Raw genomic sequence first — 20,960 nt, forward strand, 5'->3', positions numbered from 1 at the left:
TTAATCCTTGACTAATCTATAAGGATACGGTTATTATTACCATAATGTTGATGAAATGGGGAAATACGTATGATTAATCTGGTCTTGAAACAACCCTATCATCACAAGAAGCGTTAACACATTCCTCAAAAATTGGGGATGGGTTAACGCTTTTCGCGCTACCCATCCTGCGAGATACAACGCGCAGGACCAAGGGTCCAGCGCGTTTTTTGTTTTAGCAATTAAAAGCACGGAGGGATAAAGAAATGACAATCATGACAGAAACCACAAAGCTGCCGCAATGTTTAAATGTTAACAGCTTCGTCAAGACATCAAGGTAGAATAACTCAACAAACTATATAAAGTTCAGCTCTGCATAAAGGGACCCTAAGGAGGGCAATTCGATGATTGCAAATAAACTAAATTTTGGAGATGAAATAAGGGTAATTGCACCTTCAAGAAGCCTAAGCATTATTTGGCAGGAGGTGTTTGATAAAGCCCTAAAATTTCTCACAAATAAGGGGTTTAAAATTTCGTTTTCAAAAAATTGTAGTGAGCTTGATGAAATTGATTCTTCGAGTATTCATTCTCGTATTGAAGACTTGCATGACGCGTTTCTTGATAAAAATGTTAAAGCCATACTAACTTGTATCGGCGGATTCAATGTGAACCAGATTTTAGAATATATAGATTACTCGTTAATAAAAAGGAATCCCAAAATAATATGCGGTTTTTCTGATATTACTGCTTTGCTGAATTCCATTTATGCTAAGACAGGATTAATCACTTATCATGGACCACATTTCTCATCCTTTGGATTTAACAAAGAAATTGAGTACACAAATGCCTACTTTGAAAAATGTCTATTAAAGAACGAGACCTTTATTATTGAGCCATCGAAACATACAAAGGAATATTATGTTATCCAAGAAGGCTTCACCCAGGGAAAAATTGTTGGGGGCAACCTTTGTACTTTAAACCTTTTGCAAGGAACAGAATTCATGCCTGACCTCGGAAATAAGATATTATTCCTTGAGGATGACAACATTGTAGGCGACTATTTCAGATATGAGTTCGAAAGAAACCTCCAATCACTCATTCAAACATCAGGCTTTGATGAAGTGAAAGGCATTGTAATTGGGCGCTTTGAGGATAGTTGCAAAATGGATATAAATACTATACGAAGAATGATTTCAACGAAAAAACAATTGAAAAACGTTCCAATCATTTCTAATGTAGATTTCGGTCATGAGTTTCCTTTTGCTACCTTTCCTATCGGTGGGGTTGTTAAAATTGAAGCCAATGCATCAAAAGTTTCCTTGGAAGTGGTAGAACATTAAGCTAACGGGAAACGATAGTTCAATCAACAAGCGGCAGTCTGTGACTTTATTTTCCAGTCCAAGAATGCCGCTGATTTCTATATTGGAGTCAGTCTAATACTTATTATTCGGAGCCTGACGGTTCAACAATTCAGAAATCCATGAAGGATCAACAAATCCAGTCTAAAACTTTATTTTCTTCGGACATGGGGGCAGAATTGAACATGTCTAATGACACAAAAGTGACCCCATTGTGGGTTTATGACACAAATGTGTACCCATTACTACGGACTCGGAATTTTACTCAAACAGAAATTATGGGCAGTTTCAGAAAAAGTGTAGGAAATTGCTACGTTTGGAACAATCAAAAAAGACAATCTGAAAAAACCATGAGAATTCCTTTAAGCACACTAACAACGAAAGCTTGTAAACCTTGCAAAAGATCCTACAAGCTACTATGACGCAGATAAATGGGGCATCCTCCGCGCTAAGATCGGAAATGAACTTCGAGAATTGTTGAACCTTGGATATCGTAAAGCTTCTACTAGCCAGTAAACAAGAATTCCTTACCAGAGAAGAAGCAAGCAACAATATGGCTTAAAGGCTGATCTGCCGTATGTAAAAGAATGCACTTGGATCATTAAGCTAACGGGCAGAATAATTCAATTATGGATTACAGTTTTTTATGGGCACCGCGACATGGATGAATATACCTCCGCCAAGCGCCGCCTGTTGGATTCAGACTGCTGACGACTTTGCCGTCTTAAACGGCGATAATCCGGCGACTGCTGCATTGCGTGGGCGGGGGCGGACCAACGGGCAGTAGAATTCAATTTCGTGTTAAAATAAATTGTGGAATAGTTACCCATATGGATTTGGAGGAATGCTCGTGGCATGGCCAACTCATATTGTTGCTTGAAAATGGTTTAAATACAATTAAAGCAATATAATTATTTTGAATTTTCATAAGAGGATTTATTTTCAGTGGTTGTTCATGTTAAGGGAGGTGAAAAATAGCTATGCGTAAAAAAGATAGGAACGTAACAGGTATTGTATTGGCCGTAATTTACTGTGTTGTTCTTTTTGAGATTTTAATTGATGCACCCCCTGGTGAAGCTCCAAATAATCCGCCTTGGGCATACGCAATGATTCCACTTGGAGCTGTTGCAATCACCCTTCTCTTTGATTATGTGATCAAGTTCGATTTCTTCAAAAAAAAGAAAGAGTGAAGGGAGTGTTATAAATGACCGGAACCGGTACGTACATGTGTCGGGGGAAAAGTAGATGTTCCCTTTGAAAGTCGCAATTAGCGGCTTTTTTTGTTTTTACGGTACAAGTTCTTGTCCCGAGCCAAGGACAATAACCTAGTCTGATTACCGATTAGATAAGCATTTAACTACATTTCACTGCTTTAGTTCATTAAGCTAACGGGCAGGATAGTTTAATACTTTTTGCGAATATTCCACAGATGGAATTATTTGCGAATATTCCACAGATGGAATTATTTGCTAAATTCGCAAATTAGACTTTAGGCGAAACTCTCGAAAGCATATATTAAAAACATGGGAGGAAAAAGATGATTAAATTTATCTCATCAGTTTTATTTGTTAAGGATATAGCAGTTTCACGGATGTTTTATGAAGAGATTTTAGACCAACAAATAGAGATAGACTATGGTGTCAATATCGGATACGTTGGTGGCTTTTCAATATGGAAGAAGGACGTAGCACATCAAAACATATTTAGAGATAACAAGGCTGAAATCGAATTGATAGGTAACAGGAAGCAGCAAATTGAACTGTACTTCGAAGTAGAATACATAGATAAGATATGTAAAAAACTTAAAGATCATCAGATTGAATTCGTTCATGACATGTTTGAACAACCTTGGGGGCAAAGAGTATTTAGAGTGTATGATCCAGATAAATATATTATAGAATTAGGCGAACCGATGAATGTGGTAATAAAGAGATATTATGAAACGGGTATGACATTTGAAGAGGTAGCAGAGAGGTCTTCAACTCCAATTAGTATTGTAAGAAGCGTAATTAATAATAAATAATTAGCACTATAGATTTTCAAGGTAGTGATGGCTTATTAGGGGAAGTCGAGAGCATCGCCTAAACCAGCTAATCAAAGTCAAGTTTTAGTATATTTAAGATTTCAGAAAACCAAAGATTACAGACTTAAATAAACCTACTTATATTGAAACATGTTGTCGGGGGACAAGAACATATTCCCATTGAAAGTCGCTAATTTAGCGGCTTTTTTGTTTTATCGGCACAAGTTCTTGTCCCGAGTCAAGGACAAGAACATGCTCCGATTACCGAATAGATAAATATCTAACTGAAGTTTACAGCTATTCATTAAGCTAACAGGCAGAATATCTTCATTAGTAATCAGTCTTTTGGATAGAAGTGCTGTACACAATTAACACTATCCGTGTGAAAAAAACGTTTGGTATTAATTAAGGCAGTATTGGTTTTGAAAAAAGTCTCGATAAGCAATATACTAAGCAATAATAATTCTTTTATAGAGGTGGAACTTAAATGGAAGTCGATGATTCAAAGCAAATTATATTACAAGTCGGCGCTGCCCTAAAAAAATTCAGAAAAGAAAAGAACATGAGCCTAGAGGAATTAGCGGAGTTGACTGGTGTAAGTAAACTCACGCTTGGAAATATTGAGCGTGGCGAAACTAATCCAACAATTGCCATTATATGGAGAATTTCAAAAGGTCTCTCTTTACCGTTTATGGCCTTGTTCAAATCTGAAGATCCTGTATGTCTTTACCGAGCAGGTGAGGGGTTGCGGTTTACTAGCGATCATAAGAATTGGATTGTTGAACCAATATTTAAAAACGCAAGTTACGATATTGAAATGTATCGTGCTTATTTACAACCAAATAGCTCGTATTACCCTGAAGGTCATCATATGAATTCAACTGAAATTGCGACAGTAATGACAGGTGCCATTGAAATTCATGTTAATGGAGAGGTTTATTTATTGAATCAATATGATTCGATCAGTTTCCGTGCAGACAGTCCACATTCTTATACTAATCATACGGATAGCGAAGCAGTGCTCCATATTTCATTAAAATATGGAATGTAATATTCGAAAAATTTGCTGGATTATTTTTATATACTGTTAGATCAAAATAAAGTGTTAGACTAGAGTTGTTGCTGTAGCGGCATTTTTAAGTTGAAAAATCGTCAGTTTATGAAAAATAAGTATTAGACTGAGGGTAAAAATGAGAACTATAGTAAGTTGGAATCGAAAAATAAAGTATTAGACTACGCAAACTGATCACGGCGCACCGGCATGCTGCCGATCGTTCCACCGGACAGTGCCCTCAAGCACTAGGAGTGTTGAGCAGTTGCAGTGGAATATGACGATGAAGTCAAAGGTGCCTTTGCTTAGTCTACAACTTTATTTTCCGAGTCTAATACTTTATTTTTTTGAACACAAGGAAAAAATCCTTTTACAATCATTGTCAGTACGTTATAATACAATCACCAGATGGATTACCCAACAAAAAAAGTGAAATATTGGAATTAATTAGTGAAGTCTAAGTAATAACTGATATTGATTAACGGAACATAGTGTTGGGTGATGGACACCATGTAAATTTAGGTTGGACTATCTCCTTTTCACAGTCATGTAGTTACCCTCGGCTCGTCATAGTCTTGAGCCGCTTATTACATAATAGATATCGGAGGTATGGTTATGGTCAATCGCAATAGAAAGAAAATTTTCACAGCCCTCAGCGCAGCTTTAATCGTCTCTATGCTGGCTACTGGCGTGATAGGCGCTGCCCAAGGTAAAACAACGTTAGAGGTAGCGAAGACAGCAGGGGATAAAAAGGTTGAAGTTATTAAAGCATAAGCGAGACCTTACTATGAAGAAGCTACCGTTATTATTAACGGTAAGGATCAAAACTACAGTCAACCCACAATTGTTAAGTAAGGTGCGACTCTAGTCCCAATTAGAGGGGTATTCGAAGCACCTGATGCGAAAGTCAACGGAATTAAAAGACTCCAACAGTGGTAGCAACTAAAGATGAAGTGCTCCCTGCCAAGTAGAAAGTGAAAAAAACAAAAAAAGTTAATTTATTAACCTCAGCTCGGTTAACCCAGCTGAGGTTTTTTCATTATGAAGCTCGTCGGTATTCGTTAGGTGGCAAGCCACACAAACACTCTGTATAGCGGTAGTTGTAATAGCGAATGTATTCGTTAGATTCCTAGCTATATATGTTGAACTTTCAAAACAAGCTGTCCGTGACGCCCAGGCTTGCTGCTGAACGATCCGTCGGACAGTGCCGTTAAGCACCATTATTACGAAGAAGCTGCAGTGGAACATGGCGATTAAGTCAAAAGTACCTTGGCTTAGTCTACAACTATATTTTCTGAGTCTAATATTTTAATTTTCAGTCTATAACTTTATTTTCTTTTCACATATACAACAAAGAAATCCATGTTACATGGGAATTTCTTTGTTGTTTTTTGTTTTTAGAAAAAGTTATATTTCAAGATATCACGACCTGATTTGGTATGTTATAAAATACTTATTGTATAAAAAAATATATTATAATATACTTGTTGTATTCGCGCGAATTATTAGTGAAAAATATATCAATCGGCAGGAAACAAAGAGTACGATTAATTTTGGAAGGAGAAATTTAGAATGCCGAATCAAATAGAAAAAAACCAGAAAAAACAAGCCGTTCCATCTTCTACGTGGCTGATAATTTTAGGCATTATTGTTATTGCGGCTAATTTACGTGCTCCTTTAACCTCGGTCGGTCCTTTAGTTAGTCTCATTAGGGATGACGTTCATATTTCAAATACTTTAGCAGGCTTGATAACTACGGTGCCATTGCTAGCTTTTGCCTTATTATCGCCTCTTGTTCCAAAATTAGGACGAAAATATGGAGTGGAACCCGTCATTTGTTTTGCTCTTATTTTTTTAACCGTTGGTATTATAATACGTTCTTTATCTGGGGCAACTAATCTGTACATTGGGACAGCGATTCTTGGATTTGCAATTGCAGTGTGTAATGTATTATTGCCAAGTCTAATCAAACGGGATTTTCCAAATAAAATTGGCTCCATGACAGGTATATATTCTATTTCAATGAATTTATGTGGAGCGATCGCTTCTGGAATCAGTGTACCACTAGCAGTGGGAGCAGGTTTAAAATGGCAAGGCGCATTGGGAATCTGGGGTATTCTAAGCTTTTTATCAATTCTCTGTTGGTTACCGCAATTTAGAAATCGATCAAAGCAAGTATCCACCTCTCGCAACAAGGAATCAATCAACAATGATGTGAATGTTTGGCGTTCGTCCCTTGCTTGGCAAGTAACCTTGTTTATGGGCATACAATCCATGATATTCTATGTGCTGATTGCATGGTTACCTGAAATTTTAAAACAGCAAGGAATTGATTCGAGTCAATCAGGATGGTATCTCTCAATTATGCAACTGGCTCTGCTTCCATTTACCTTTATTGTCCCCGTTATTGCTGGGCGCATGTCTAGCCAACGGTCGTTAGTGACCATCACCACCATTTTACTTTTGACGGGAACACTCGGACTACTTTATGGAAGTACCAATATAATTCTGTTGTGGATCATAATACTTGGAATTGGTGGAGGCTTCGCCTTTGGTTTGTCCATGATGTTTTTCGGCTTGCGTACAGAAAATGCTCATCAGGCTGCTGAACTGTCTGGAATGGCTCAATCGATCGGATACCTCCTTGCAGCAATTGGTCCAGCGTTGATTGGATATCTGCATGATGGGACAAATAGTTGGACCCTGCCACTCCTCATATTACTTGGTGCTTCTGTATTACTATTTTTGTTTGGTATTGGTGCAGCAAAGAACCAATTTGTGGGTGCACCTAAAAAGTAACTACGACTTACAAAGAAAAAGATGATTCAAAATGTTTGAGAAAATTCTTGTGGCCATTGATAAATCTGAAATAACTAATAATATCCTTGATGCAACCGTTGAAATTGCTAATAATAAAAAAATTTAAATTCAAGTTACTTTGGTGAATGTCAGTAATGTAAATGTAACTAGAGAAATGACATATATACCAGAGAAGAATTACTTGGAAGAAATGTTGAATGAAATGGAGAGGGAGAGTTTAGAACAACTGCAACAAACCAAATCCAAATTAGTATCTGAAGGGATTTTTACAGAAACTGTTCACCTCTAGGGAGACCCTGCTCATCAAATATTAAATTATGCAAAGGATACCAAACAGCAACTTATTATTATTGGAAGCCGTGGACTAACATGAAAAAAGTTGAAGACCCCTCGTGTAAGGGGTCTTTGTGTCTTGCGCGATCATGATAAATGCGATACCGGACTTGTTAAAAGATTTAGAAGATTTTTACCAGGAAATTGTGTAGTGTCTTACGCTAACGGGACACGATAGTTGAATCATGATATAAAGGCAGCCGGTCAAACGATAGCTGCCGTTTTCATTGAAGTAACGGGCAGTATAGTTGAAAAAGGAACTTAAATTTAAATCTTGAATATCTAATGTAATCGGATAGCTAAAAATTTGATGACAGACAGGAGTTGGATACAATGATAAAAGGTTTCGGAGGAATATTTTGGAGAACTAAGAATCTTGAAGTTATAAAAAAATGGTACAGTGAAGTGTTGAAGATTGAAATAGAAAATTGGAATGGGACTGTGATAAAACCCCAATTAGGAAATGAGACTATCTTTTCTTTCTTTACCGAGAATGACAGTTTTTTTCCAACAGAACAACAAGTGATGTTAAATTTCCAAGTGCATAATCTAAACGAGACTATTAAGCATCTTGAACATATTGGTGTACCTCTTGCAAAGAAAAAAGAGATTAGTGAATTTGGAAAGTTTATTTGGATTGAAGATCCTGAAGGTCGACTGGTTGAGCTTTGGGAGAAATAACGAGTTTTAATTCATTTGCTATTGAGCTAATGGGAAACTATAGGTGAATAGCACATTTTTTTGAGCAGGCTGTCGCAGCCTGCTCATTTTATTAAGCTAACGGGCAATTAGTTCAATAAGTTATAAATTGAATGTTTAAAGTTATAGAGCATTTCTTTGCAATGAGGAATGCTTTTTTTGTTAGAAAAAGGATATCCCTGTAACAACAATAATATAATACATTTCATTAAATTTTTATTGTAAAACGATAAAATATATGTTAAAGTCAAATTGACAATAACTAAGTGAGGTGCTTTTTTTGTGAAACGAGGAACAACACTCTTTTTAAAGATAGCTGTTATTATTATTGGAATTCCTGTTCTTGCTTTGTGTATATTTTTGGTGCCTGAGATAGCGAATTATGCAGTAGTATTGTATCCAGATATGACTTTTTTGAAATATCTCGTTTTTATCGGTTTGTATGTCACAGCAATACCTTTTTACTTTGCTCTGTATCAAGCTTTTAAACTTTTAAACTATATTGACAAGAATAAAGCTTTCTCGGATTTATCTGTAAAGACTTTAAAGACTATAAAATACTGTGCAATTACAATCAGTATCTTGTATGTTGTAGACATGCCACTCTTTTATCTCATTGGGGAAAAAGACGACGCTCCGGGCGTCATAGTAATCGGATTGGTCATTATTTTTGCTTCAATGGTGATTGCAGTCTTTGCTGCTGTTCTTCAAAGGCTTTTAAAAGAGGCTATTGATATAAAATCAGAAAATGATTTGACGGTCTGAGGTGAATAACATGGCTATTATAATCAATATTGACGTGATGTTGGCTAAAAGGAAAATGAGCGTAACTGAACTTTCGGCGAGGGTTGGAATAACGATGGCTAATCTTTCTATATTGAAAAATGGAAAGGCAAAAGCGATTCGATTATCCACTTTAGAGGGGATTTGTAAAGCTTTAGAATGTCAGCCTGGCGATATTTTAGAATACAGAAGTGACAAAGATACGCAAGGATAAACAATATAAGGGAAGGTATAACCATGGACATTAACAATCGGTTTATTGATAATATGGATAACCCCCATGAGCTAGAGAGAATGTTTAGAATAGAACCCGAAGCTTTTAAAAAATCATTCTCATACGCCTGGGAACAAAACCCTGATTCGCAGGTTCTTGCCGTTTGGTTTGAAAGATTGCATTTCAAGGAGACGGTAAATACAGAAAAAGCATCCTTGCTTCAGAAAGATTTCTTATTCATGGGCATTTTAGCATTTCTGGCCGGGATTAGCACCAGGATCATTATGCATTTTGTTGAACAGCAAGCAATATCCCCTATTATCCTTGTATTTGGTGTACTTCCCTTTATTGCCACCTATTTTGTATACAAGAATTCAGCCAACAAAAATATTCTTTACACCCTTGTAGCGTTATTCCTAATCTCAGGAATTTATATGAATATGCTTCCACTAGAGAATAAAGACAGTATTATCCTGGCTTATCTACACCTACCCATTTTCTTATGGGTATTAGTAGGGATTGCATTTACAGGAAATGAATATGGCATGGGCAGGACAAGATTAGCCTATCTTAAATTTAATGGGGAATTTTGCATACTCTACGCCAGCATGGCAATTAGCGGAATGCTGCTAACAGCATTAACCATGCAGTTATTTAGTTTTGTCGGCATGGATATATCTGAATTCTATTTTGAAAATGTCGTTTTATTTGGTGCTGCCGCGCTCGCTATTGTGGCTGCATACCTGGTATCAAGCAACCTTAAACTTGCTAAAAATATAGCACCCTATATAGCCAAAATTTTTAGTCCTCTTGTACTGGTAACATTGTTGGTCTATCTTATAACGGTGATTTGGGTCGGAAAAAATCCATTCTTGGACCGCAATTTTCTCCTATCCTTCAACGGAATACTCCTTAGTGTATTGGCCGTCACCATATTCTCCATTACCGAGAGTGGCACTGACGAGAAAAAGAGCATTTCTGATTATATAAATTTTGGCCTAATTGTTCTTGCACTTATCATTGACTGTGTGGCTTTATCAGCCATAGTGTTCAGGCTCTCTTCTTATGGGATTACGCCCAACAGACTTGCTGTTTTAGGCGTAAACATACTGATCTGTGCCAATCTAATTTGGATTATGCTCTCCTATATGCGATTTATACTTAACAAAACCGGACCTTCAACCATCCAGGATGCGGTTACTAAGTATTTGCCGGTCTACGGACTTTGGGCAGCTTTCGTTACATTTATATTTCCTTTAATCTTTTAATAGAAAAGCTCTGTAAATGCATATTTTTCTTTGTAAGAAGATAATAATAGACAACAAATTTTCCAATAAACGCAGAACGAGAGTTGAGGAGCTTGCCTTGAGGCAGCTCCTTTTTGCTTTGTTGAAGTAACGGCAGGATAGTGTAACATTACGGCTTTCTGAGCGTTTAAAAGTTGAGGTGGTTTTGATGAAGGTTGTATACACTTTCCTTTTGGTTATTTTGATCGCTGGTTGTACGCAATTAAAACCTAAGTCTCCTGTTTCAGAATCTAATTTAGAGTCTGAAGCATTGTATGCAGATTATATTAATATCGGAGATAAGCATTATCTAAATGCTTGGAAACTTGCGTTGGCCGACACAAATGGAATTACAGAAATTGGTGAAGTTGAGAAAGGATCTGTAATACCGGAAGGCACACCTGTATACGAAATCGCAGGCTATCCTGAACACGATGTAGTTGCAGTAAAAGCCGGCAATAACAATACAGGCTTAGTAACCAATATCTCTGGATATCTTGTCTACGTACTGCATAGGGAGGAAGGGAAGTCTCATTATCCCAATACCCATGATCAACAAATCAATCAGATCAATATTTATAGAGGTAGTAAATTACTGCGAGAACTGAAAGGCGAAGATATAGGTAGTTTTCTTACTTTATTCAACCAGCAAGGACCGCAAAATGAATTTCAATTCGAAAAAGGACCCGAATATTCTGTTCTATTTATAGGAGATAATGCGTTAGGCACTAACCACGGGGTAATGGAAAAGAACGGTCAGTTTGGGCTTTCTCATATTGAGAGCAAACTACCAGATGAGATCGCGTATTATTTTATGTGTCATATTGAACCGAAGTATTGTGCTTAACTCATCGGTAAGGCATTAACCTTAACGGGAAACGATAGCTCATTAAAGACAAGAAGGCAGCCGGTCAAAGTGATCGGCTGGCTTTATTCAAATAACCGGCAATTAGTTGAATATCAATCGCTCTGAACCATACCACAAGGAACGGCGAACTATATTGCGGAAGATATATGAGAAGCCCCTCTTATAAATTGTTAGTAATTTAAGTTACATAAATTATCTGAAATAATCAATCCTTTTAATTGAGAATTGTTATCACTTATTGTATATTAAAAACGATACATATAATTGAGTAAGGAGGATATATAATGCAAATATATTGGACTAAAATAAATAAGATTATTGAAGAAACACCTGAGGTTAAAACGTACCTGCTCGACTGTCCGAAAGACTTTACATGGGAAGAAGGTTCCCACACCCACTTCGCACTGGAAGGTTTTAATGCCGGAGATAAACCAAACCGTGGCCTGATTCGCCACATGTCAATCTCTACTTTACCGCACGAAAAATCAATCGGTATCACAACACGCATCAGAGAGCAATGCTCTGAGTTTAAAACGATTTTAAGAAATCTTGAAGTCGGCAATGAAGTTGCAATATTTAAAACTCATTCGAATGTACCGCTTAAAAGAGAAGACAAAAATGTTTACCTGCTGTCTTCAGGTGTCGGTCTGGCAACTTTCAGACCGCTTGTTCTTGATTATTTCGAACGTGCTGACAATGTCAATCAAATTCATTCCCTGAACATCGATTCATCAAAAGATTTCTTGTTCACTAATATTTTCAAATCCGTTCCTGGCAAGAAGTTCACATCACTGTTCGTCGATAATCGTAAAGATTACTATGAAGAAGTGAAAAAACTTGCTGCAGACAAAGATGGACTTTTCTATGTTGTCGGCAGCGACGAATTCCTCGTTCAGAACATTGAAGTATTGCGTGAGCAGGGCATCAAGCCGGAACAGATTATGCTCGACAAGCGTGAACAACAACTGCCTGAGTTTTTATCATTTGATTTGTCAATTTAAGCAAGACAAAATATTTTATTAGTGAATAATAACAGACTTTCCATTGATGGGCACAATTGTAGAGCAACACAGGTAGAAGGCGGGGGAGCAACTCTATGCTCACACCCGCCTTTTGACATAAGGTATCTATATAGTGCGGAAGAATTTCCAATCTTCCCGGTTAAATATGACGCTGCTGATTGTGTTTTTTTCTTCTTTTCTGTCCTTTAAAATAAAGATCGACCTAGCTTCGAAATGTATTATGGAACGGCAGGGTATGTTTCTGGGGAAATTTGGATTCCGGTTGTCGGGTGACAAAAACATAGTAACAATAGAAGCCGCTGATTAAGCGGCTTTTTATATTTATGTTATCAAGTTCTTGTCAAAACACAATGACAAGAACTTGATAACATTCCCGACAGATGACAAGAACATTGTTACATTCCCGATATGATGTCAGCGACGGCGGCTAATAAAGATGATTAGACGCCTTTTTATTAAACTAACGGGCAGGATAGCGTGGTGAGCACTGGAGTTTTGCATTGCATAAGAAACGTATGTTCTCTATAATCACCATAAGTGATTTCAAGAACAGGATGACGAAAAAACCGAAGAAGGAGTAGGTAAAGTTGAAGTTGAAAAATTCGTTACTTTGGATTGGCGGTTCACCGGATTCGTGGAAAAGTACAATAGCAAAATACATCGTCAAGAAATACAACCTTTCTTTGTATGATTATGACATGCATGAGGATAAGCATCATGAGGAACTGTCTGCCCATTCAATTGGAGCTAAAGAGATAATGTCCTCCTCCATGGAAGATAATTGGGTACATATTAGCCCGAAGGAAATGCTAAACAGGGCGAATGGATCATTTCGTGATCGATTTCCCTTGGTTATCCGTGATTTAACTGAAATACAAAGTGAGAGGCCAATTTTAGCAGAAGGCTTCGGCCTAACACCTCAATTGGTTGGGCCTCTTCTAGATAACCCAAAACAAGCGATTTGGCTGGTTTCGGATCAGGACTTTAAGATGACTTCTGCAAAGAAACGTAAAAAATTGTCAGGATTGTTCGAGATAAAAGAGATCGAGCACATTGCCCTGGATAATCTAAATAAAAGAGATATGCTGATTGATGCCCAGATAAGAGCAGAGGCAAACCAGCTTGGTCTAAAGGTTATAGAAATGAATTCCTCAACCCCTTTTGAAGTTATTGTTGGCTTGGTTGAGGAGCATTTTGGTGCCTATCTAGTCTGATCTTCGTTCAACTCCCTCGGGACACTATAGCTTAATAAATATCTAAAACGCGGCTGCCGGCATAGATCGGTAGCCGCGTTTCGCTAACGGGCAGTTTTTTTGAACAAGTTTAAATTTAACATTTTAAAGTAAGAGCATTTCTTTGTAATGAGAAATGCTCTTTATTTTTTTGCTTAAAATAAAAAGGGCATTCCGTTAACAATAAAAATATAATAAAAAACAATACTAATTTATTGTAAAACAATAAATCGCGTGTTAAAGTCGTTTTATAATTAAATTAGTGAGGTGCTCTTTATGAAACAGGGAACAACATTCTTTTTGAAAATGGCTGTTATGCTTATTGGAATCCCAATTCTTGCTTTGTGCATATTTTTAGTGCCTAAGATCGGGAGTTTTGCTGGAGAATTGTATCCAGATATCGCTTATATGAAACCTCTCGTTTTAATCGATATGTACGCGGCAGCGCTACCTTTTTACTTTGCTCTGTATCAAGCCTTTAAACTTTTAAGCTATATTGATAAGAACCAAGCATTCTCGGAATTATCCATTAGGGCTTTAAAGAATATAAAATACTGTGCCATCACAATCAGTACCTTGTACCTGCTGGGTATGCCACTCTACTATCTCATGGCGGAGAGAATTGACCCTCCAAGTTTCATACCAATGGGATTGGTCATTATTTTCGCCTCTATGGTGATCGCCGTTTTTGCTGCTGTTCTCCAAAGTCTTTTACAAGAAGCTATTAATATAAAATCAGAAAATGATTTAACGATCTGAGGTGATTATTATGGCGATTATCATCAATGTTGATGTGATGTTGGCAAAAAGGAAAATGAGTGTAACAGAACTTTCGGAGAGGGTTGGAATTACTATGGCGAATCTTTCCATTCTGAAAAATGGGAAAGCAAAAGCGGTTCGTTTTTCAACATTAGAAGCGATATGTAAGACTTTGAATTGTCAGCCGGGTGATATTTTGGAGTACAAAAGTGACGAAGACACTAAATAAAAACAGACAACAAATTTATTTAATTAACGGGGCACTTTAGCTTAATAAAAACTAAGACGCGGCTGCCCGGCAGGATTCAAACAGACACAAACGAAGAATCAAACACGCCGAACACAATGGAAATATTATCCGTAACAGACTCACAAACCTATTAAAATATGTTACACTATCCCATATTTGTTCATCCATGGAGGACTTATGAAGCTATTGATCGTAGAGGACGATATTGGGATATCGCACACAATTGCAAGAGTTATGCAGGATGAAGGGCATAAGGTTACGGAATGTCATAATGGAGAAGAGGGCTTGCATCAAGCATTGTACGGCGAGTTCGATTTAATTATATTGGATATTATGCTGCCTAAAGTTGATGGATTTACGTTCATCCAAGAGCTGAGGAAGCAAAGAGTGGATACCCCGATTCTTTGTCTGACGGCAAAGGATGGATTGAACGACCGGGTAAAGGGGTTAACGATCGGAGCGGACGATTATGTGGTGAAGCCATTCGAGATTCCCGAACTGATCGTCAGAGCTAAAGTGCTGCTGCGTCGTTATGGCAAGGTTAATCAAGAAGAGCAGATTAGCTACGGCCCGATTGCTATTCAAGTTAGAAATCGTGCAATAACGGTCACGGGAGAAGAGCTGACTTTAACAGAAAAGGAATATGAGCTGCTTGAGTACCTGCTCATGAATAAAGAGCAGATCGTGACGAAGGAGCAAATCTATTACCGAATTTGGGGACTCGATTCGGAAGCGGGAATCGGCATCGTGGAGCTCTATGTCCATTATCTTCGGAAGAAGCTGTCTTTTTGGCATGCCGATCAATATATCCAAACCGTAAGAGGCTTGGGATACATACTCAGAATAAACAAGTAGCTTTTCAAAGGGAAATCAAAGGTTCATCATATATATTCTTCTTATACTCTATAAAGGGGAGATTAATGCATGAACCTTGTAAGACAGATGTTTAAGAACACCAAATTAACTATTTTATTGGTAGCAGGATTACTTGTATTGCTGACTGTAGGTAGTTTGTTATGGAAGGATCAACATAAATCAGAGGACTTCGGCACTATGATTCAAAAGATGGCGGTTGCCACCCTGAATAAGGACCCCGAGTTGCAACTTAAATATGGTGTGGAAGAACTGAATGGTCTTCGATGGGATCCCACTAAGCTAACGGACCTGTCGGATACCGATTACGAACAATTAAACGAAGAGAGAAATGGTTTTCTTGAAAAATTGAATGACTTTGATGTTGCCAAGCTTTCCCCGGAAGACAAACTCACCTACGATATCCTCAAATGGAACCTAAGCGCGGCGCAGCAAGTATATAAATATTGGGACCTGAACACAAATGATTACCTTTCCCTATCCATTTTTCCGCCGTATTTCGCGAACAACTATCCGATTCGCAACCAAGCAGATGCAGAGAATTATATCGTTGCGCTGAACGGGTTTTCAGATAAAGTCGCGCATGTCATAGATAGAATTCAAGATAGACGGGAGAAAGGTGTTGTCCCTGCTTCTGAATTTCTGAAGGAAATGCTATCGAGTTATAGCAATTTGCGGAATACGAAACCGGAAGAAACGATTCTGTACAGTTTATATGCAGAGAAATTAACCGAGTTAAAACTCGATCCCTCCGAAGAGGAGAAGCTAAAAAAAGAGCTAGCGCAAACCCTTACTGATCATGTACTGGTTTCTTACGGTAAACTTGCCGATGTGATCAAGAACGATCTTATGAAGCAAGCATCCGTGAGCCAAGGAATCTGGAGTCAGCCGGACGGCAGCAAGTATTATTCTGCAAGCCTCAAACTTAATACGGGTACGGACCTCAGTCCTCAGGAAATTCACGAGATTTCTAAACGCAAGGTAGAAGAGATCATGAAGGAGCTAAGAAGCGGGGCTTCGGATCAAGCACAGACTACATCTGCAGCCAGGTTCCTAACCGGAGATGAATTGCTGCAAGCGTTAAATAGCAGTCTGTCGGATGCCACGCCCTATTTGTCCGATTGGTTTGAAGAGGAGCTTATCCCGGACCATCCAGTAGACGTGCGGGCGTATTCGGCTCTATTCACATCGGGAATGTATATCCCCTTATCTATAGATGGTGATAGGAGCGGGAGATTTGTCATTCCGCTCGAAAACCCGACCTCCGAAGAAATGGTTAAAATGCTTGCGTTGCATGAGGGTATCCCAGGACATCACTTACAATTTTCGATTCAATATGATCAACCAACCATTCCATTAGTCCGCAAAATGATGATGACGTCTGGATACGTAGAGGGATGGGCGGTCTATATGGAAAGCTTATGCGCGGAGAAGGGCTTGCTTGATCGGAACACGGTACTAATCCGTTTGCTGCAAAATTCCATAGGTACCGTGATAGATACGGGAATCCATGAGCTGAAGTGGACAAGAGAACAAGCTAATGAGTATCTGGTGAGTGCCATCGGAACGGAGAACGATGCTTTCATCGATTATGTCATTGCATTTCCAGGACTTAACGCATACTATGTGATCGGATCGGAGCAATTCCAATCCCTTCGAGAGAAGGCGAAAAGCGAACTCGGGGATCGCTTTGATATCAAGGCATTTCATTCCGTTCTTCTTCGAAACGGTAATATGCCATTTTCGATATTGGAGCAGCAAGTGAATCAATACATCAATTCCGCCAAATAAAAGGAGAGCAGACCCCGGTATGATTAAACGCACGCTAGTACGAATGACGATATGGAACAGCACGGTCGTATTTTGCTTGCTCATCATACTGGGGGGAGCGTTATACGGGCTGGCGCGTTATCGGATCTATTCCGACATTGACCGTCAGCTGGTGTTCAATATTGACCACATGCAACAAATTTCTCTAAGTAACGGGGAGCAAGTCATAAACGTTGATTCGAAGGAACCGGAACGTTTTATGATGTTATTCTATTGGGATTCCAACGATAAATTGCTTCGAAGCTTTTATTATAAAGTGCCATTTATCGAATTAAGTTCAATGCTTCTGGAAAAACAAAACCACATGGGACCCGAGTCGATACGCGTGGGTAAGAAAACTTATCGATTCGTGAGCAGACCCTATCAGGGCAATTTGCCATTAGTCGAGAAGCTGTCGAACACGCCTTTGAAAACAGTTCAGATATATACGGAAATTTCTACCGAGGCGTATTATTTGAATCGGTTATTATGGAGTATTAGTATCGGAATCGGTATCGGCGCGATAATATCTATCATCGCAGGTTACGCATTGGCTAGACGGGCGCTCATTCCGATTCAGAAGGCTTGGGACAAACAGCAGCAATTCGTTGCAGATGCCTCTCACGAGTTGAGGAGTCCGCTTTCGGTCGTCCGAGGGCAAACACAAATATTGTTACGCCATCCCGATCATACGATCGAGGAAGAAAGCGCTCCAATTTCAGCCATTCTGAAAGAAACCAAAAGAATGAGCAACATGGTAGACGGGCTGCTTCTTCTGGCAAGAGGCGATTCTCATGAGGAAGTCATCTCATGCAAACCTGTGCGAGTTGACGGGATTATTAAAGAGATTGCAAAAAATATGGAGCCGATAATGGATTACAAGCAGTTGCGGTTACAGCTTCATGTCGAAGGCTCGGAATCGCTCATAAATGGAGATGAGGATCGTCTCATACAGTTGTTCATGATTTTGTTGGACAATGCTATTAAATTTACGCAGGCGGATGGGCAAATCGATCTTGAGTGTCTTAGGCAGGGGAAATCAGTTCTCGTAACCGTCAAGGATAACGGAGTGGGTATTTCGGAACACGAATTGCCACTCGTATTTAATCGCTTTTACAAGGGAGATTCCTCTAGAAATAGAGGGGATCATGGAGCGGGTCTAGGGCTATCGATCGCGCGTTGGATCGTCGATCAACATCAAGGTTCTGTCCACATTAGCAGCGGGGTAGGGTGTGGTACGACCGTTAAGATTCGTTTTCCAATGATTAGTTAAATAGCAGAGTTGATGGATACCGCGGCAGCCGACCAGACAATCGGCTGCCGTTTTCATTAAGCTAAAGGGCAACTAAGTTGACGAATCTATGATTCTACTGTAATTTCATATAGTGTTACACATCATATGTGGAGAGAACTCATAATACTACTTATAAATGCAGAGCAGTATATAGCAGAACAAAATCAGATTTGGCTAAGGAATGAGTTTGAAAAATATACTTGAAGCATTTTAAAAAAACAACATCCAAAACGATGTTGTTTTTTTATTTGGATTTGTTTTGGTTTCTGCAATTACTTCTCCAAGTATAATCTAGATTTCGATCTTATATGGAAAATTTTAGTTCATTTTTATCATCAAAGACACTATAATAGTAATAGCTAAGTTGAATAGTGAAATCTCTTAAAGCATAGGCTTTCCAATTGAATATGAGAATTGAAAATAGGAAATAATTATTGTTAGAGAGGTGGAAATAAAACATGTTGAAAAAAAATAGTTGTAATAACCTCTATAATAACACTGTTTACAGCAGGAGCCCTAACTGCAAATTTATTAGTGGATCCTAGTAGTAATGATATGCCCTTGAGCCCCAAATTAAGTATTCCAGAACAGTCATCACCAAACTCTACCAGTACAGATACTCATTTAGGTACAGAATTAAGAAGCTCAAAAGATCCGGAATTATCTCCTAGTGCCAAAAATCTCGATAGTATAGCGCAAATTGGTTTTTGATTATGGAATTTTTTTAAGGGAGGATTCTTCAAAATAGTTGTAAAATTCATAAAAAGGAGCAGTTGTCGAGAGACACTAACTGCTCCTTTTTTTGTAATGTGTCACATCATATCTGTCGGGGGACAAAAACATGGTCCCTTTGAAAGTCGCTATTAGCGGCTTTTTTTGTTTTAACGGTACAAGTTCTTCTCCTGAGCCAAAGACAAGAACTTGTACCGATTGCAGTAAAGGACAAGAACATATTCCGATTACCGATTAGATACGTTTTTAATTATTTACACGGCTCTAATTTATTAAGCTAACGGGCAGGTTAGTATGAATTAGTGTGTAACTAGTCCTTAGTTTATTCCGTTATTCAAAGTAAGCATATAATTGGATTAAGCTATCCGGTTTACTTGGTTGGTTAATTAGAAATAAGGAAAATGCTATTTACGGAGAAGGCTATGTCTTCATGCGAACATAAGTGGTGATGCACTAAAAAAGAGGAGGGCAATGCAGAATGGAATTCAAACTTGGGGACGTTTCTTTTCATCTACCCCCTTTACACATTACGATTATCACAATAATTATTATTTTCTTTTTAATAAGGTGGAGCAAGCAATTAGAAACGAGACGTTTTACGGTTTTCATTTACTTTTTGATCAGTACAACGATTACTCCCATTTTTTCCTACGGAACAAAAGAAGGTGTCTTTCAGCTATGGATTCCCATAGGATTTATGGTGGTTTTCCCTTATTTGTTTCACAGCGAAAGAAATCATCCTTCTAAAATGAAAGCGAGTATTTTAGGATTTCTTATAGCATTGTATCAGTTAATTCTTCAATATGTCGGGTAGATTTTGATATTCCACGAAATAATTCACTGGCTATCAGAAGAATAAATCAGATAGGGCAGTATGGTTACTATAAAAAATAGAAAGAAGTCAGATAACATGGGAATGCGTGGATATTATGTAGCCATGGATGATAATCTGGTGCAGCAGATTGAAGCAGGCGACATTGCACTGAAGAATTTGAAAATAGGCGATTATCCGGGACTGAACATTGATCGAACCTGGGAGGCGATTCACTATTTGCTTTGTGGAGATATTTCCGATGGAGAGCTCCCTCTTGGCAATGTGGTTCCACTAAAGTCAGACAAAGGCATCGATTTTGGCTCATTTGGGGCGTTCACTTTACGCGCCGAGCAAGTTACAGGAGCACTTCAGGCTATGTCTGAGCTAGATGAAGCGCAGCTACGTTTGCGGTATGATTTCTCGGCATTGGTCAGGGAAGAGGTATATCCTCTTGAGCCGGATACTGTTTCAGACGAGGATACGGACGCATTCTTTTCCTACATGCTTCAGTATTTTAACGAAATCCGACGTTTCCACAGCCAAACGGTAGCCGAGAGCAAAGGTCTCATCTTCTATATTGTTTAGAAAAGGACCGGCATTAAGCTAACGACACACGATAGCAAAATGACAATAGGCTGCCGAGATTATCGGCAGTCTGTTCAGGTAACGGGCAGGATAGTCCCAACGAGCCATGGTCTATAATTATGGTGATTTGTTCGGTTAACAGGAGGAGGCTATCATTAAAATCCATATTATTGGCG

At 38.4% G+C, this 20,960-nt stretch carries 21 protein-coding genes; all 21 read left to right on the forward strand.

The window, feature by feature from the left end; all coding sequences use genetic code 11:
• Positions 1 to 383 precede the first annotated feature (383 nt).
• The 21 genes from B9N86_RS15380 (at position 384) to B9N86_RS15480 (ending at position 20,784) form a co-directional block, all read left to right on the forward strand.
• Positions 384 to 1,319 carry a S66 peptidase family protein gene (locus tag B9N86_RS15380; protein ID WP_208914060.1) on the forward strand — a complete coding sequence of 312 codons (936 nt, stop codon included), beginning with the start codon at positions 384 to 386 and terminating at the stop codon, positions 1,317 to 1,319.
• A gap of 664 nt (positions 1,320 to 1,983) precedes the next feature.
• The gene (locus tag B9N86_RS15385) at positions 1,984 to 2,124 is read left to right on the forward strand and encodes a hypothetical protein (protein WP_208914061.1); all 141 of its coding nucleotides are present in this window, start codon (positions 1,984 to 1,986) and stop codon (positions 2,122 to 2,124) included.
• A 193-nt stretch (positions 2,125 to 2,317) separates the two neighbouring features.
• Entirely contained in the window at positions 2,318 to 2,527 is a 210-nt protein-coding gene (locus tag B9N86_RS15390; RefSeq protein ID WP_208914062.1) for a hypothetical protein, read from the forward strand.
• A 347-nt stretch (positions 2,528 to 2,874) separates the two neighbouring features.
• Positions 2,875 to 3,360, forward strand: a complete 486-nt coding sequence (locus B9N86_RS15395; protein ID WP_208914063.1) for a VOC family protein — start codon at positions 2,875 to 2,877, stop codon at positions 3,358 to 3,360.
• Positions 3,361 to 3,847: 487 nt separating this feature from the next.
• The gene (locus tag B9N86_RS15400; protein WP_208914064.1) at positions 3,848 to 4,411 is read left to right on the forward strand and encodes a helix-turn-helix domain-containing protein; all 564 of its coding nucleotides are present in this window, start codon (positions 3,848 to 3,850) and stop codon (positions 4,409 to 4,411) included.
• Between the two features lie 615 nt (positions 4,412 to 5,026).
• Positions 5,027 to 5,185 (forward strand): hypothetical protein, encoded by a 159-nt coding sequence (locus tag B9N86_RS15405; protein ID WP_208914065.1) that lies wholly within the window; start codon positions 5,027 to 5,029, stop codon positions 5,183 to 5,185.
• 798 nt (positions 5,186 to 5,983) lie between these two features.
• Positions 5,984 to 7,210 (forward strand): CynX/NimT family MFS transporter, encoded by a 1,227-nt coding sequence (locus B9N86_RS15410; protein WP_208914066.1) that lies wholly within the window; start codon positions 5,984 to 5,986, stop codon positions 7,208 to 7,210.
• Between the two features lie 687 nt (positions 7,211 to 7,897).
• Positions 7,898 to 8,245: a VOC family protein gene (locus B9N86_RS15415; RefSeq protein WP_208914067.1), complete on the forward strand. Its 348-nt coding sequence runs from the start codon at positions 7,898 to 7,900 to the stop codon at positions 8,243 to 8,245.
• Between the two features lie 300 nt (positions 8,246 to 8,545).
• The gene (locus B9N86_RS15420; protein ID WP_208914068.1) at positions 8,546 to 9,028 is read left to right on the forward strand and encodes a DUF2975 domain-containing protein; all 483 of its coding nucleotides are present in this window, start codon (positions 8,546 to 8,548) and stop codon (positions 9,026 to 9,028) included.
• Between the two features lie 10 nt (positions 9,029 to 9,038).
• Complete coding sequence (locus tag B9N86_RS15425) at positions 9,039 to 9,260, forward strand: helix-turn-helix domain-containing protein (RefSeq protein ID WP_208914069.1); 222 nt, start codon at positions 9,039 to 9,041, stop codon at positions 9,258 to 9,260.
• Positions 9,261 to 9,283: 23 nt separating this feature from the next.
• On the forward strand, positions 9,284 to 10,528 hold the full coding sequence (locus B9N86_RS15430) for a DUF4153 domain-containing protein (RefSeq protein ID WP_208914070.1): 1,245 nt from the start codon (positions 9,284 to 9,286) through the stop codon (positions 10,526 to 10,528).
• Between the two features lie 187 nt (positions 10,529 to 10,715).
• On the forward strand, positions 10,716 to 11,393 hold the full coding sequence (locus B9N86_RS15435; protein WP_208914071.1) for a hypothetical protein: 678 nt from the start codon (positions 10,716 to 10,718) through the stop codon (positions 11,391 to 11,393).
• 305 nt (positions 11,394 to 11,698) lie between these two features.
• Positions 11,699 to 12,415: a dihydropteridine reductase gene (locus tag B9N86_RS15440; RefSeq protein WP_208914072.1), complete on the forward strand. Its 717-nt coding sequence runs from the start codon at positions 11,699 to 11,701 to the stop codon at positions 12,413 to 12,415.
• A 608-nt stretch (positions 12,416 to 13,023) separates the two neighbouring features.
• The gene (locus B9N86_RS15445; RefSeq protein ID WP_208914073.1) at positions 13,024 to 13,650 is read left to right on the forward strand and encodes a hypothetical protein; all 627 of its coding nucleotides are present in this window, start codon (positions 13,024 to 13,026) and stop codon (positions 13,648 to 13,650) included.
• A 294-nt stretch (positions 13,651 to 13,944) separates the two neighbouring features.
• Positions 13,945 to 14,427 carry a DUF2975 domain-containing protein gene (locus B9N86_RS15450; RefSeq protein ID WP_208914074.1) on the forward strand — a complete coding sequence of 161 codons (483 nt, stop codon included), beginning with the start codon at positions 13,945 to 13,947 and terminating at the stop codon, positions 14,425 to 14,427.
• Positions 14,428 to 14,437: 10 nt separating this feature from the next.
• Complete coding sequence (locus B9N86_RS15455) at positions 14,438 to 14,656, forward strand: helix-turn-helix domain-containing protein (RefSeq protein WP_208914075.1); 219 nt, start codon at positions 14,438 to 14,440, stop codon at positions 14,654 to 14,656.
• A 198-nt stretch (positions 14,657 to 14,854) separates the two neighbouring features.
• A complete protein-coding gene (locus B9N86_RS15460; protein ID WP_208914076.1) occupies positions 14,855 to 15,532 on the forward strand; it encodes a response regulator transcription factor in 678 nt (225 codons plus the stop codon).
• Between the two features lie 69 nt (positions 15,533 to 15,601).
• Positions 15,602 to 17,341: a DUF885 domain-containing protein gene (locus B9N86_RS15465; RefSeq protein ID WP_208914077.1), complete on the forward strand. Its 1,740-nt coding sequence runs from the start codon at positions 15,602 to 15,604 to the stop codon at positions 17,339 to 17,341.
• Positions 17,342 to 17,360: 19 nt separating this feature from the next.
• The gene (locus B9N86_RS15470) at positions 17,361 to 18,632 is read left to right on the forward strand and encodes a sensor histidine kinase (protein ID WP_208914078.1); all 1,272 of its coding nucleotides are present in this window, start codon (positions 17,361 to 17,363) and stop codon (positions 18,630 to 18,632) included.
• A 1,231-nt stretch (positions 18,633 to 19,863) separates the two neighbouring features.
• The gene (locus tag B9N86_RS15475; RefSeq protein ID WP_208914079.1) at positions 19,864 to 20,199 is read left to right on the forward strand and encodes a hypothetical protein; all 336 of its coding nucleotides are present in this window, start codon (positions 19,864 to 19,866) and stop codon (positions 20,197 to 20,199) included.
• A gap of 96 nt (positions 20,200 to 20,295) precedes the next feature.
• Positions 20,296 to 20,784 carry a YfbM family protein gene (locus B9N86_RS15480; protein ID WP_208914080.1) on the forward strand — a complete coding sequence of 163 codons (489 nt, stop codon included), beginning with the start codon at positions 20,296 to 20,298 and terminating at the stop codon, positions 20,782 to 20,784.
• Positions 20,785 to 20,960 lie beyond the last annotated feature (176 nt).

Origin of the sequence: Paenibacillus uliginis N3/975, from assembly GCF_900177425.1 — a bacterium.
Lineage (GTDB): Bacteria > Bacillota > Bacilli > Paenibacillales > Paenibacillaceae > Paenibacillus_AQ > Paenibacillus_AQ uliginis.